We start from the raw sequence: 13,471 nt of genomic DNA on the forward strand, positions 1-13,471 counted from the left end.
AATAAGGAATCAATATGAAATCACGTGCAGCGGTCGCATTTGGGCCTGGGGAACCACTGAAAATTGTTGAAATTGATGTGATGCCACCTAAGGCGGGAGAAGTATTAGTAAAAATTAGTCATACCGGTGTTTGTCATACTGACGCATTTACTTTATCAGGGGATGATCCTGAAGGCTTATTTCCTGTTGTGTTAGGCCATGAAGGGGCTGGTGTCGTGGTTGAGGTCGGGGAAGGTGTCACAAGTGTAAAACCGGGTGATCACGTGATCCCTTTATATACGGCAGAGTGTGGCGAATGTGTATTTTGTCAATCAGGTAAAACAAACTTGTGTGTATCCGTTCGCGCAACACAAGGTAAAGGTGTTATGCCAGATGGTACAACCCGCTTTTCTTATAATGGCCAACCGCTCTACCATTATATGGGATGTTCTACTTTCAGTGAATATACCGTGGTTGCAGAGGTGTCATTAGCGAAAATTAATCCAGAAGCCAATCACCAAGAGGTATGTCTATTGGGTTGCGGTGTCACAACGGGGATCGGCGCGGTACATAATACAGCTAAAGTTCAAGAAGGCGATTCTGTTGCAGTGTTTGGCCTAGGGGGTATTGGCCTTGCCGTTATCCAAGGAGCAAGGCAAGCAAAAGCAGGGCGTATTATTGCAATTGATACTAATCCTGCAAAATTTGAGTTAGCGCGCCAATTTGGTGCGACAGATTGTTTGAACCCTAACGATTTTGATAAGCCGATTCAGCAAGTCCTTATTGAAATGACAGAATGGGGTGTTGATCATACCTTTGAATGTATTGGTAATGTTAATGTGATGAGAGCTGCGCTAGAGAGTGCGCATCGTGGTTGGGGCCAATCCATTATCATTGGTGTTGCAGGTGCAGGACAAGAAATCTCGACGCGTCCGTTCCAACTGGTAACAGGGCGTTCATGGCGAGGAACGGCATTTGGCGGTGTAAAAGGTCGCAGCCAACTTCCAGGAATGGTCGAAGATGCCATGAAAGGGGATATTGAGTTAGCGCCTTTCGTGACTCATACACTGCCTCTGGAAAAGATTAATGAAGCCTTTGACTTAATGCATGAAGGTAAATCCATTCGTACAGTGATCCATTACGATTAATTGTCCGCAAGCCCGAAATGTCGGGCTTATCTTACATTCAAATTGATAAGGAGATTGTATGGAAAGGATTGAACGTCACGCCTGTTTTGGCGGCTGGCAAGATGTCTATCAGCACCATTCTACCGTATTGAATTGCGATATGAGGTTTGCGGCTTTTTTACCTTCTGAGGCAGCGAACAAACAATACCCGGTTATTTACTGGTTATCGGGTTTAACTTGTAATGAACAAAACTTTATTACAAAAGCTGGCGCACAGCAGTTTGCAGCAGAGCATGGTGTTATTTTGATCGCACCTGATACCAGCCCTCGAGGTGAACAGGTTGCTGATGATGAGGCATATGATTTAGGGCAAGGTGCAGGGTTCTATTTAAATGCAATAAGAGAACCCTGGGTTAGCCATTATAAAATGTATGACTATATTGTCTCCGAACTGCCCGCATTGGTCGAAGCGAACTTACCCGCCAATGGTAAACGTGCCATTTGTGGGCATTCTATGGGGGGGCATGGTGCATTGATGATTGGCCTACGTAACTCAGACCGTTACTGTAGTTTATCGGCTTTTGCGCCAATCGTTGCTCCCACACAAGTACCATGGGGGCAAAAGGCATTTTCTGCTTATCTAGGTGAGGATAAATCGCTTTGGTCTCGCTATGATACCATCAATTTATTGAATGAGGCGCAATCGACACCGCCGATGTTGGTTGATGTGGGAACGGCAGATCCTTTTTACCAAGAACAATTACAACCTGAATTATTTGATGAAGTGTGCAAGCGTAAACGCCATAATTTCACATTAAATTTACGTGAAGGCTATGACCACAGCTATTATTTTATTGCTAGCTTTATTGGTGATCATATTGCATTTCATGCACGTTATCTTAAGTCGTAATTATCGGTTGGTGATGAAATTGTCATCACCAACCCCTATTTTTTATACAGGGATTTGATGTGAATACAGTGCCAGACACAATCACGTTTTATGAGCGGCTGCTACCTTTGGTTATCTCAGGTAAAAAAGTCATTACTATTCGTGATCAACATGAAAGCCATTACGTACCGCACTCAGTTGTTAAGGTGTTTGCTCTTGAAACGGGGAAGTACTATACGGATATAGAAATCCTCTCTGTTGAACCGATCGATTACGATGATATTTCGGAGTATCACGCAACACAGGAGGCGATGACGCTGGATAATTTAAAAAGCCTTATTCGTGAAATTTATCCAACAGAGCAATCACTGTTTGTTATCCATTACCGTTTAGTGGAATAGGATTAATTGAACGAAAAGATTGAGATAGCTTTATTTTTAAGCACATGTTTGGAGGGCAATTAAATGGTATCGAGGAGAGGCTATTTAAGGAAAAAGCCCCTCATACCGTGGTTAAAAGTTATTTTTGGCGTGCGGCGACGCGTTTTTTCATATCATTGAGTCGCTGCATCAAGGCTTCGATTTCTTCGGAATAAACGTCAGTAAACTCTTTATCGAGTACAGTGATTTCATCATCATAGACTTCGACAAAGGCACCATCTTTGCGAACACCCCATACATGATTACCGTCACCATAGATTGTGAGTAAAGGGAGAACATCTGTGATTTCAAAACGCTCAACAAGCTGTTTATAAGCTTCTAAAATACTTGCCCATTCAGGGAGATCATCGGTATCTATACCAAGGAGCACTACACCACAATGGAATGTCCATGCAGGAGCCACATCAAATAATTTTGCTTCAGGCCATACAGACTCTTTGGCCATAATGCATAGCCCATTGGTTTTCATTGAGAATGTGGTGAATTCTTCAGGAATTTTAATCCCCGTTGATGTCTCAATAAAAGAGACAGCTTCTGCCGTTGGTGGAACTGAGGCAACGGCGTGAAATTCTTCTTTATTGATGGGCTTTAATGCCTTCCAAATTTGCTCATGAAATTGTTCTGGCGTCATGACAAGCTACTCCTTTCTCTATGATTTGTCGCGCAAATTTTATTATATAAAAAACAGAAATCATGTAGGCAAGTTCCGAATGACCCATCGTCGCAATAAGCTCCCTTTTACTTGAGTGAAAATGTGGTTTTCATTATCGTCCACTAAGCAAACTAGATTACTTTCCCCATAATAAACTCAAGGCTTTGTTGAGTATGGCGGGTAAATATAACCTCTTTGAGTTTATGCATGCCATTTGCTTGATAAAAACTGAGCGCCGAGTGGTTATCAGCGAGAACATCTAACCATAATAGGGTATCACCATGCTGCTTAGTCAGAGCTTCAATCTGCTTAAATACGAGGGAGCCATTGCCTTGCCCCGTTTGGCTAGGTAAAAAGTAGAGCTTATTGAGTTGGGTTCCCTGAATTGTTTCATCAGGGATAGTGGAATGGTAAGTTAATTTGACTAACCCGATAGGTTGGGAATTCTCAATCACAAACCACTCAATATTCGATTGCTGCATGTCACTTATAATTTTAAAGGGAGAGTATTCATGATAAACATAGCTGGCTAGCTCATCTGCATTTTTCCATCGCTTTGCAAAGTGATAGAGGTAGCTTTCCATGCCTATCTTATAGAGTAATTGTGCGTCTTGTTCTGTCGCTTTTCGGAGTATGATTTTCATAAATATATTATTTTTCAGATTGTTAATATTATAAGTACATCATAGCAAGCATTTCTTCATCATCTTCATCTAACCCAATCTCTTGAAAACCAAATGATGAGTAAAATGATTTTGCGACGCTATTTTTAGGGTTATAGCAAATTTCAATGGCTTGCAATGAATTATCTTGCTTAATTTCTGCTAGGGCTAACGCCATTGCTTGACGGCCAATACCATGATTTTGATGTGACTTATCAATCATAAAGCGCCAAATAGCAACGGTGTTATCTGATTTCGGTACCCACATAAAAAAGCCTACGGGGGTATCACCCAGATAAATGCCTCTAGTGACATACTCCTTATTATATGCTGCTTCAAGCAGAGACCATGTATTTGAAGCAACAAAATCTTCTTGTTCTTCAAACACCTCAAGTAATGATATTGCTTCGTAATTTTCTTTGGTTATTGTACGTAATTGAAGATTCATCTTTGCCTCCCATATCGAATAATTAGTCTATACAACTCATTATTCAATGCCTACAGAAACGTCCGTATAGCGCATTTTTGGCGCGAAAAAAGAGTGAGGAGATGAACAGGTTGGCTGATTGACGGTGTTTAACCATGGCGCTTCTTATTTGTTTAAGAAGCGTAAATCTAGGTGAATACCGCTGATTTATAGATCAATTGATGTTGGGAACGCTGTTTTGCATAGGGGATATGAAGGGGATTATCAGCCTAAGTTAATCGCGGTAAATGAGAAGACGGCTCACAATAGCATGAGCCGTTTTTAATTATTGATTAACTATTTTGTTGATTTCGGGATAAGCAAATAGGGCTGGTGCGCCCCCTGTATGCACAAACAGGACCGGCGTTTTTTCATTTGAGTTTTCTAAATAATCGATTAAACCAGCCATTGCTTTGCCTGTATAAACAGGATCTAACAAAATTCCCTCACTGCGAGCCAGTAGGGTGATAGCGTTTAGGCCTGCTTGATTTGGCATGCCATACATAGGTTCAAAGAATCCATCCCAGAGCGCTATTTCTGGCGTTTTTAAAATAGCGAGTAGTTCAGCTAATTCCCGCTGTATTTTTTCAACTTTTGGTGCCTGATCTTGCTTAAAACGTGACACTGTCACACCTATGACTTGAGAGTGAGGTAACAGCTCTTGTAGGCCGATAGCCAGACCTGCATGGGTGCCCGCGCTGCCCGAAGCCACAATGACTTTATCAAACTCCACTTCTAAAGGCTTTTGTTGAGCAATTTCGATGGCACATTGAACATAGCCAAGAGCGCCAAGGGCATTAGAGCCACCGACAGGAACAATATAAGCATCTTCTAATGCTAATGTTTGAATGAGTTCTTCCATTTGAGCTTGAGGGTCGGTTAAAGCCTCACACATGACAGATTCAGCCCCAAATAGATTGGTCAGCAATTTATTGCCGTTATGCAAAAAATTAGGGTCGTCACTTTGTATAGGGTTCTCCAGTAAAGCAATACATCTTAGCCCATACATAGCCGCAACTGCCGCCGTTTGGCGCACATGATTAGATTGAATTGCACCTGCGGTAACAATCACTTTTGCCTTTTTCTCTAATGCGTCAGCAATAAGAAACTCTAATTTTCGTAGTTTGTTTCCTCCCATCGCGAGAGGCGAAATGTCATCACGTTTAATAAAGATCTCACGACCATATACACGAGATAAGTTTTCAAGTCGTTCAAGGGGAGTCGAGCTTTTGTTCAAACTCAACTTGGTAAATTGGGCTAGTTTTTGTTGTAGTGACATGTCAACTTCCTCGGAAACTAATGTGAAAAACCTAAGTATAGATAAATAGCGAGTACCATACTTGCAGTGACTAATGCATAGGGCATTTGTGTTCGAATATGCTCAATATGATCACAATCTGTCGCCATTGACGCGACGATCGCATCAGCGGAAATGGGTGAGGTCATATCACCAAAGATTGATCCAGAAATGGCGGCACCTATCATATATTCAATAGGCATACCGACGGATATCCCTAGCTGCACGCCAATAGGGATCATAATGGCAAAGGTGCCCCATGAAGTTCCTGTTGCCAACGACATAATGGCGCTAATGATAAAAACAAAGCCAATAGAGAAGCCGGGAGCCATCACCCCTTGTGTGACGCTGGCAATATAAGTCCCTGTATTTAGCTCCGCTGAAACATTCCCCATTAAAAAGGCTAAGATCATAATTGAGCTGATTTTTAGCATATTGGCATAGCCAATGAATAATTCTTGAAAGAAATGCTCAATATTGAGCAATCGACGCCCAATAAACCAGCAAAAAGAGACAGCAGTACCAAACATGACTCCCCAATAAACGGACGTTGAGCCACTTCCTTTACTAAAATCACCATCACCAGTGATATACAAGGCAACGGGAACCATTAATACAGTTGAAAGGATAGGAATGAAAAAGTTCAAAACGGAGTGAGCATTGGGGTGATCAATAATATCCGTTTCGTCATCTGCGTCATGCTGCTGAGAATCGGCTTCCACGGTATGATTAGCCTGATATCGCATCTCAGCCTTTTTCATTGGGCCCCAAGATATATTCGTGAATACGTAGAATAAAATAGTGGCAAGCGACAACCAAGCCATCAAATTATAACCGATTGATTTAATCAAAATATCAAAAGGTTCACCAGTGATAAGCCCTTGTGAGATCTGGACGCCAATTAATCCCATAATCACTGCCCCCCAACCGTTGATAACCGCGGAAGAGCAAACAGAAACACAAGCGGTTTGGATGATATAAGACATTTTTTCCGGTGCGACGGCGTATTTGCGTGCGAGGTTTTTAGTCGAAGCGCCTGCGACTAGCTGATTAATGGAGCTTTCTATGAAAATTAATGAGGTGATCAAAATAGCCAAAAGTTGAGTGGTGACTCGGTTTTTGACTAGCTGTGTCCGATTGGAAAGTAGTTGGACTAATGCGCGAACGCCTCCCGTGACTACAACTAAGCGCATAATTCCACCAATCATCACCATAAAGACTATCGTGCGTGTATTTCCCGGTGATGCGAAGGTATCAATAACGCCATCGACAGTTCCTTTGATCCCAAGCAATATATTGTGGTCATGAATAACGGTAAAGCCGACCAAGATCCCTAGCATGAGCGAAAGCATGACTTGGCGGGTGAGGATCGCCAACAGAATAGTGACGATGGGAGTAATAACTGTCCAAATACCATAATCTTGCATGTGGTTACCTATTTGCAATGAATTTTTTATTTTAAAATTATAATTATCGAAAAATCATAGCACTGATAGGTAAGATTAATGAATAGATAACTGTTTATTCGCAGCGTTTTGTAACAAAAAAATCGGCCTGAATCGACCGGAAGTGTATAAAAATGATAGTTATAGGCAAAAGAGCCATTAGGCAATAGCTCTTTTACTGTTGTTTATGAACAAAGAAATTATGTGCGGTTTTTCCATTCTTGATAAGTGATCCGACTTATTTCTTCAATTTTCGTTTCACCTATTAATTCCATGTATTTGGGTTCAAGGGTGCCGTAATGGGTTAATCCGCATTTTTCTTGAACGGCTTTAGATTGCAGATTGCCTTGAAAATAACCACTCCATAAGTTCTCTAATTTTAAATCGGCAAATCCGTGGCGAATGATCTCGCGAACCGCTTCAGGGATTAAGCCTCGCCCCCAGAATGGCACTCCTATCCAATAACTGATTTCAGCATCGTTTTTTCCGATAGGTAATTGGCTATCAGCCTGCATGGACAGACCAATTAAACCAATAGCACGGTTATCTTCTTTTAAAGCGACAGCATAAACTTCGTCACGCATAAACATCGTTTTGATGATGGAGCGGCTTTCTTCAACACTTTTATGAGGGGGCCAACCCGCGATAGGTCCAACACGTTCATCTTTCGCGTATTCATACAAGTCGTTAGCATCGCTTTCTTGCCAAGGGCGCAAAATTAGCCTTTCAGTATAAAGTTTCATCGAGATTTTCCTTATTGTTTTCTAGATACTGCCTATTTTAGGTATTTTTGTGATAGAAATAAGCGCAAAACCTCGTTACTTTAGGTACTTTTGCCAACACATTATCCATATTGACGCTCACAGAGGGCCTGCATGCTGAACTCATTTAATCACCGATATTGTGTACCTCATGTTATAAGCACGGGGGAGACAACGTTGGCAAGATCACAGTTAACGCCACTTGTACCAACCTATGTCGCCGTATTGATTTGTAAAAGAGGAAGAGCCGTTTTTAATATTAATTTTAAAAAATATGTCGTAAAAGCAAATGACATCATTGTGTTGTATGACGATACGTTTGTCATGGTGCAACAGTGTTCAGGGGCTTCTCTGTTTGATTATTTTTTACTTGAAAAGAATTTTGCAGTTGATGTCGCTTTTCAGTTACCAAATCCACTGTTTGCATTTTTTAATGCGTCGCCGGTGCTATCTGTGGAGCAAGCTGATTTGGCTGCGTTACAGCAATGGCAAGCGTTATTCGATTTTATTATTCAACAACAGGGCGAATACGTAACGACCATGTTATGCCATCATGTGCAAAATTTCTTTCTATTGATAGCCAATAAAATGCCACCAACACCCCTTAAACAAAAAGCACAACAAAGCCGTAAAGAACAGTTGTGCTGGCGTTTTTGGGATATGATCACACAGTATTGTAAAGAGCATCGAGACGTCCAATTTTATGCACGGAAATTAGCCGTCACACCATTTTATTTGTCTCAAATCACCAGCGATTTTTTTAATGATACCCCAAAGGCGTTGATTGATAGGCAAGTTGTGCTCGAAATCAAAGCGTTGTTAGGTGGTGGAGATAAATCAATCAAAGAAGTGGCGGCGCAACTCAACTTTGAGGACACCTCTTATCTCTGTCGATATTTTAAACGGCATACAGGGCTAACCTTATCTAATTTTAAAAAAGGTCATCGTCGTGATGTTACTGACTAATCAGCTTGTCTCAATCTGCGTGCCATGCTTTTTCACAAAATCAATAAAACAGCGTAACCTAGGTGAAACCGCTTGGTTGCGATAGTAAACAGCATGAATAGGTTATTTTACCTCATCGGTCTGTTCAGTTAGAACCTGCACTAATTGGCCATTTGCGAGTGCCTCATAGCTAACGAAATCAGAAGAAAGTAAGATCCCACAGCCTTGAACCGCTAAGTGGAATAACACTTCACCGCTGGCTGCGGCAATATCTGGCGTTATTTTAAGTGGTGTGCCATCTGCCATTTTTATCGGCCAAATATTTAATGTTTCCGGAGCAGTAAAACCTAGCAAACGATGGTGAATTAAATCATCAACGCTGCTGGGAACACCATATTTTTTGAGATAAGCAGGGCTAGCAAGTAGCCGTTTTTGACTATAACCAATTAATGTTGCATTTAATGATGAATCTTTTAGAGAGCCGATCCGAAAGGCGACATCTGTTTTTTTCTCTAATAGGTTAGTAAACCCTTCAAAATTAGTAATTTCTAACTCAATTTGTGGGTACTGCTCACTAAATAATGGGAGCAAAGGTGCTATTACACGGGTTAAAAAAGGCGTCGACGCATCAATACGCAACTTCCCAGATGGAATGGTTTGACGTGCTGATAACATCTCTTCGGCTTCTTGAGCAAGCTGGACTATCTCTCGCGCCTTTTGCAAAAATGCTCCCCCTTCATCACTGAGTTTAATTTTACGTGTTGTGCGATAAATCAGGGTTGTTTGTATTTTTTCTTCAAGCCTAAGAAGGGTACGACTAACTGTTGATATTGTCATATTCAACTGTTCTGCCGCTGCGGTAATAGAGCCGCAGTCAACCACGCTAATAAATACTTGCAACTCTTCAAAGGTCATTTTCATTTTTGCAATTCCGGCAAAAGTTTTTCTCACCTTAACGGCTTTTTCATGACACATCAATATGAAAAGATCACGCCACTTTAGTGTACTCAATAAAAAATAAGCATTTATTAGCAAGGTCTATTTATGAGAATCAATGTCGCACTTTTTGCATTATCGATAGGTGCATTCGCTATCGGCGTAACTGAATTTTCCCCGATGGGGATGTTGCCTTATATTGCCAGCAACTTGAATGTGGCTATTCCTTCTGTCGGATCAATTGTGATTATTTACGCGTTAGGTGTCATGATTGGTGCTCCTATAATGACATTGGTATTAGTTAAATATCGCCCTAAATACGCACTGATCTTACTTATGTCTATATTTACCATAGGCAATTTATTATCTGCGATGTCACCTGGTTTAGTGACGCTGTCACTTTCTCGATTGGTGACTAGCTTAAATCATGGTGCATTTTTCGGGTTAGGGGCAATGGTTGCCGCGAGTGTTGTTCCTCCTGGTAAGCAAGCTAGTGCAATCGCTGCGATGTTTATGGGGTTAACGATCGCCAATATAGGTGGAGTACCTTTGATGACAAAACTGACCCAAGTCATAGGGTGGCGACAGGCTTTTTTTGTCATTTCAGGGTTAGGCGTTATCACACTCATTAGTTTAGTCTTGGCGTTGCCTCGCCATTTAAAGGGTCAAGTTGTCAACGTTCGGGCTGAATTGCGTATTTTACGAAAACCCCAAGTGATGTTAGGCATGTTAAGTACGGTGTTAGGAGCTAGTGCGATGTTTACCTTGTATACTTATGTCGCACCGATGTTAATGCAATTTATTGATGCTTCTGACTCAATGATCACACTAATGCTGGTGATTATCGGTGTCGGTTTTTCTATCGGTAACTATCTTGGTGGGCGATTTGCGGATCGCACTTTATATGGAACATTGTTTGTGTTCTTTGGCATGTTGGCCTTAAGTATGGTTATTTTCCCAATGATAGGTACGACAGCAATAGGTGCCGGACTAGGGTTAGCCCTGTGGAGTATTTTTAGTTTTGGCATTGTTCCCCCTTTGCAAATTTTAGTCATGAAAGCCGCGGTTGGGGCGCAAGCGTTAGCATCTTCGGTGAATGTAGGCGCTTTTAACCTCGGTAATGCGATTGGTGCAGCGATTGGGGCTAGCGTATTATCATTTGGCTACAGTTACTCAACGGTGAGTTATATGGGAACGTTAGTCGCATTATTAGGTATTGTGGTTTTATGGTTGAAAGTACGTCAAAACTTACGAAAAGAAAGTACTCAGCCAGCGGTCTGCATCTGTGACTAATGCGACTAAAAAGCAAGAGATGGAGTTTGTTGCTGCCTTATTTAACGAATAATGGCGGCAACACACGATAGAAATGGAGTATGACTATGGCAACAGTAAACAAATGGTTAAGTGATGAAGCACGTTGGCAAGCGATTGTTGCCCGCGATAAAGCCGCGGATGGTCATTTTGTTTATGGTGTCCGTACTTCACGCATTTACTGCCATCCGTCAGCCGCGGGGCGTTTACCGAAACGAGAGAATATCGAGTTTTTTGATAACGAACAACAGGCGTTAGATAAAGGCTACCGGCCCGGTAAACGTAGCACGAAAGAGGCTGCTCAACTTGAACAATTTTACCAAGAAAAAATTGCACAAGCCTGCCGCTATATAGAACAAAGCGGTACGTCAGTGAAACTCAATGATATTGCCGCTTTTGTGGGGATCAGTCGCTATCACTTTCATCGCTTATTCAAAGCTCAAACAGGGCTTACCCCAAAAGCTTATGCTGATGCTTACCGGCATGGGAAGCTGCGTCAGCAATTACAGCAGCAATCGCGTATTACTGATGCGATTTATGATGCTGGATTTAGTTCAGATAGCCGTTTTTATGAAACCTCGGCGGAGCGCTTAGGCATGACGCCAACAGCATGGAAAACTGGTGGCGAGGGAGCAAAAATCTACTTTGCATTAGCCATGTGCTCATTAGGCGATATTTTAGTGGCGCAAAGTTCAGTCGGGGTCTGTGCTATTTTGTTGGGCGACAATCCTGAAAAACTGCTCAAAGACTTACAAGATAAGTTTCCTCATGCTGAATTAATCGGGGGAGATAGTGAGTTTGAAACGTTGGTTGCACAAGTAATCGGTTTTGTTGAAGCCCCCGAAATTGGATTAAATTTACCCTTAGATATTCGCGGTACAGCATTTCAGCAACGTGTTTGGCAAGCATTGCGCACTATCCCTGTTGGCACAACGGTCAGTTACAGTGATATTGCTAAACAGATAGGTCATCCAAAAGCAGTAAGAGCGGTTGCCGGCGCTTGTGCGGCAAATATGCTGGCTGTGGCAATTCCTTGCCATCGAGTGGTGCGAAATGATGGCGCTTTGTCCGGTTATCGCTGGGGTATTGCACGTAAACGTCAGTTGTTGGATAAAGAAGCGGTGAGTAAATGATTCGTTTAACAAATAATCACAACGCAAAATTGTTTGCTATAATTATATCTCGTTAACACTTTTTCAACCTAATATGGGCAAATGACCTATTGTGACTATCGTTCGTTTTGTATGTTTTGATTCATTCTAAGCAACATATTGAAAGGAATTTAAGATGGTCACAAGTATCTATAAAGATTTATCTCTAGCGCCGGCTGGCGAACAAAAAATTGCTTGGGTGCGTGCTCATATGCCGCTATTGCGTGCTTTAGAAGCTCGCTTTAGTAAAGAGAAGCCTTTTGCGGGCAAACGCATTGCATTATCTATCCATTTAGAAGCGAAAACCGCTTATCTTGCTCAAGTTTTTGCCGCTGGCGGTGCGAAAGTATCGGTGACTGGCAGTAACCCTATGTCGACTAAGGACGATATCGTAGCGGCATTAGTGAAAAGTGGTATCAATACATTTGCAATTCATGGTGCTAGCGCCGAAGAATACCAACAATTTGTAAAAGAGACACTGGCATGTGAGCCTCATATCGTTATCGATGATGGTGGCGATTTAGTGCATGAATTACACAGTGTTTATCCTGAATATGCAGGTCATGTTATTGGCGCTTGTGAAGAAACAACTACTGGCGTGTTAAGGGCGATGGCTCGTGAAAAAAGCCATGAGCTAAATTTCCCGGTGATCTCCATTAATGGGGCGCAGTCTAAGCATCTCTTTGATAACCGTTATGGTACAGGGCAATCTACGTTTGATGGCATTATGCGCACAACTAACCTAGTGATTGCGGGTAAAAAAGTGGTTGTTGCGGGTTATGGCTGGTGTGGTAAAGGCTGTGCGATGCGTGCAAAAGGCCTTGGTGCTGAAGTCATTATTACTGAAATCGACCCAATCAAAGCGCTTGAAGCGAAGATGGATGGTTTTGAAGTCATGACGATGGAAGCCGCAGCACCACTAGGTGATATTTTTGTGACCGCAACGGGTTGCTGTGATGTGCTGACTGAGGTGCATTTCAGTTTAATGAAAGAAGGGGCGATCATTAGTAATACCGGACATTTTGAAGACGAAATTAACCTTAATGCGTTGCAAGAATTGTGTGTGAGTACCTATGAAGCACGTCAAAATATTGAAGCCTACTGCTTGAAAAATGGTCGTACCGTTTATTTGTTGGGGCGTGGAGCACTGGTCAATATCGCTTGTGCCGATGGTCATCCAGCAGAAATTATGGATATGAGTTTCGCTTTACAAGCCTTAGGCGCAGAATATCTACTCAAACATGCGCTGGATAAAAAAGTGTATGCTGTTTCCGATGAAATCGACAGTGAAGTGGCGCGATTAAAATTACAAGATATGGGTGTTTCCTTCGATACTCTCAGTGATAGGCAGTACCAGTATTTAAATGCCTTTGAACTGAAATAAAAGTTAAAAGTAGGCGGAGGACGCTG

14 protein-coding genes are annotated in these 13,471 nt (G+C 41.9%); 7 read left to right on the forward strand and 7 right to left on the reverse strand.

Annotation, left to right across the window (positions count from 1 at the left end; translation table 11 throughout):
* Window positions 1-14 precede the first annotated feature (14 nt).
* The 3 genes from PR709_RS12585 to yqfB are packed head-to-tail and all read left to right on the forward strand — an operon-like array spanning window position 15 to window position 2,396.
* Window positions 15-1,127, forward strand: a complete 1,113-nt coding sequence (locus PR709_RS12585) for an S-(hydroxymethyl)glutathione dehydrogenase/class III alcohol dehydrogenase (RefSeq protein ID WP_004919779.1) — start codon at window positions 15-17, stop codon at window positions 1,125-1,127.
* 58 nt (window positions 1,128-1,185) lie between these two features.
* Window positions 1,186-2,016, forward strand: coding sequence for an S-formylglutathione hydrolase (gene fghA / locus PR709_RS12590; RefSeq protein ID WP_004919781.1), 831 nt, complete (start codon window positions 1,186-1,188; stop codon window positions 2,014-2,016).
* 59 nt (window positions 2,017-2,075) lie between these two features.
* Window positions 2,076-2,396 carry a N(4)-acetylcytidine aminohydrolase gene (gene yqfB, locus PR709_RS12595; protein WP_036940233.1) on the forward strand — a complete coding sequence of 107 codons (321 nt, stop codon included), beginning with the start codon at window positions 2,076-2,078 and terminating at the stop codon, window positions 2,394-2,396.
* Between the two features lie 118 nt (window positions 2,397-2,514).
* Here yqfB and PR709_RS12600 read toward each other — a convergent pair whose 3' ends face one another.
* The 6 genes from PR709_RS12600 to PR709_RS12625 all read right to left on the reverse strand — a co-directional run bounded on the left by PR709_RS12600 (window position 2,515) and on the right by PR709_RS12625 (window position 7,700).
* Window positions 2,515-3,066 carry an SMI1/KNR4 family protein gene (locus PR709_RS12600; protein WP_004919786.1) on the reverse strand — a complete coding sequence of 184 codons (552 nt, stop codon included), beginning with the start codon at window positions 3,064-3,066 and terminating at the stop codon, window positions 2,515-2,517.
* Window positions 3,067-3,218: 152 nt separating this feature from the next.
* A complete protein-coding gene (locus PR709_RS12605) occupies window positions 3,219-3,731 on the reverse strand; it encodes a GNAT family N-acetyltransferase (protein ID WP_004919788.1) in 513 nt (170 codons plus the stop codon).
* 28 nt (window positions 3,732-3,759) lie between these two features.
* Window positions 3,760-4,197, reverse strand: coding sequence for a GNAT family N-acetyltransferase (locus tag PR709_RS12610; protein ID WP_004919790.1), 438 nt, complete (start codon window positions 4,195-4,197; stop codon window positions 3,760-3,762).
* 304 nt (window positions 4,198-4,501) lie between these two features.
* Window positions 4,502-5,494 carry a D-cysteine desulfhydrase gene (locus PR709_RS12615; protein WP_004919792.1) on the reverse strand — a complete coding sequence of 331 codons (993 nt, stop codon included), beginning with the start codon at window positions 5,492-5,494 and terminating at the stop codon, window positions 4,502-4,504.
* A gap of 17 nt (window positions 5,495-5,511) precedes the next feature.
* On the reverse strand, window positions 5,512-6,939 hold the full coding sequence (locus tag PR709_RS12620) for a Na+/H+ antiporter NhaC family protein (RefSeq protein ID WP_004919795.1): 1,428 nt from the start codon (window positions 6,937-6,939) through the stop codon (window positions 5,512-5,514).
* Between the two features lie 218 nt (window positions 6,940-7,157).
* Complete coding sequence (locus PR709_RS12625) at window positions 7,158-7,700, reverse strand: GNAT family N-acetyltransferase (RefSeq protein ID WP_004919796.1); 543 nt, start codon at window positions 7,698-7,700, stop codon at window positions 7,158-7,160.
* A 195-nt stretch (window positions 7,701-7,895) separates the two neighbouring features.
* Between PR709_RS12625 and PR709_RS12630 the strand changes: the two genes are divergently transcribed.
* Window positions 7,896-8,684 carry a helix-turn-helix domain-containing protein gene (locus PR709_RS12630; protein WP_101495220.1) on the forward strand — a complete coding sequence of 263 codons (789 nt, stop codon included), beginning with the start codon at window positions 7,896-7,898 and terminating at the stop codon, window positions 8,682-8,684.
* Between the two features lie 102 nt (window positions 8,685-8,786).
* Here PR709_RS12630 and PR709_RS12635 read toward each other — a convergent pair whose 3' ends face one another.
* Window positions 8,787-9,584 (reverse strand): LysR family transcriptional regulator, encoded by a 798-nt coding sequence (locus PR709_RS12635; protein WP_336298063.1) that lies wholly within the window; start codon window positions 9,582-9,584, stop codon window positions 8,787-8,789.
* A gap of 123 nt (window positions 9,585-9,707) precedes the next feature.
* Here PR709_RS12635 and PR709_RS12640 point away from each other — a divergent pair, with 123 nt between their 5' ends.
* The 3 genes from PR709_RS12640 (at window position 9,708) to PR709_RS12650 (ending at window position 13,445) form a co-directional block, all read left to right on the forward strand.
* Window positions 9,708-10,892 carry an MFS transporter gene (locus PR709_RS12640; protein ID WP_004919808.1) on the forward strand — a complete coding sequence of 395 codons (1,185 nt, stop codon included), beginning with the start codon at window positions 9,708-9,710 and terminating at the stop codon, window positions 10,890-10,892.
* An 86-nt stretch (window positions 10,893-10,978) separates the two neighbouring features.
* Complete coding sequence (gene ada / locus PR709_RS12645; protein ID WP_042116590.1) at window positions 10,979-12,043, forward strand: bifunctional DNA-binding transcriptional regulator/O6-methylguanine-DNA methyltransferase Ada; 1,065 nt, start codon at window positions 10,979-10,981, stop codon at window positions 12,041-12,043.
* Window positions 12,044-12,197: 154 nt separating this feature from the next.
* Entirely contained in the window at window positions 12,198-13,445 is a 1,248-nt protein-coding gene (locus tag PR709_RS12650; RefSeq protein WP_004919812.1) for an adenosylhomocysteinase, read from the forward strand.
* Window positions 13,446-13,471: the final 26 nt, after the last annotated feature.

The organism is Providencia sp. PROV267 (assembly GCF_028477825.1).
GTDB lineage: Bacteria > Pseudomonadota > Gammaproteobacteria > Enterobacterales > Enterobacteriaceae > Providencia > Providencia stuartii.

Excerpts from the sequence above, each read along its gene's own strand:
- PR709_RS12625 (WP_004919796.1), bottom strand. The coding sequence starts at position 7,700 with ATGAAACTTTATACTGAAAGGCTAATTTTGCGCCCTTGGCAAGAAAGC.
- PR709_RS12585 (WP_004919779.1), top strand. The coding sequence starts at position 15 with ATGAAATCACGTGCAGCGGTCGCATTTGGGCCTGGGGAACCACTGAAA.
- PR709_RS12605 (WP_004919788.1), bottom strand. The coding sequence starts at position 3,731 with ATGAAAATCATACTCCGAAAAGCGACAGAACAAGACGCACAATTACTC.
- fghA (WP_004919781.1), top strand. The coding sequence starts at position 1,186 with ATGGAAAGGATTGAACGTCACGCCTGTTTTGGCGGCTGGCAAGATGTC.
- PR709_RS12635 (WP_336298063.1), bottom strand. The coding sequence starts at position 9,584 with ATGAAAATGACCTTTGAAGAGTTGCAAGTATTTATTAGCGTGGTTGAC.
- PR709_RS12640 (WP_004919808.1), top strand. The coding sequence starts at position 9,708 with ATGAGAATCAATGTCGCACTTTTTGCATTATCGATAGGTGCATTCGCT.
- PR709_RS12600 (WP_004919786.1), bottom strand. The coding sequence starts at position 3,066 with ATGACGCCAGAACAATTTCATGAGCAAATTTGGAAGGCATTAAAGCCC.
- PR709_RS12620 (WP_004919795.1), bottom strand. The coding sequence starts at position 6,939 with ATGCAAGATTATGGTATTTGGACAGTTATTACTCCCATCGTCACTATT.
- ada (WP_042116590.1), top strand. The coding sequence starts at position 10,979 with ATGGCAACAGTAAACAAATGGTTAAGTGATGAAGCACGTTGGCAAGCG.
- PR709_RS12610 (WP_004919790.1), bottom strand. The coding sequence starts at position 4,197 with ATGAATCTTCAATTACGTACAATAACCAAAGAAAATTACGAAGCAATA.
- PR709_RS12615 (WP_004919792.1), bottom strand. The coding sequence starts at position 5,494 with ATGTCACTACAACAAAAACTAGCCCAATTTACCAAGTTGAGTTTGAAC.
- PR709_RS12650 (WP_004919812.1), top strand. The coding sequence starts at position 12,198 with ATGGTCACAAGTATCTATAAAGATTTATCTCTAGCGCCGGCTGGCGAA.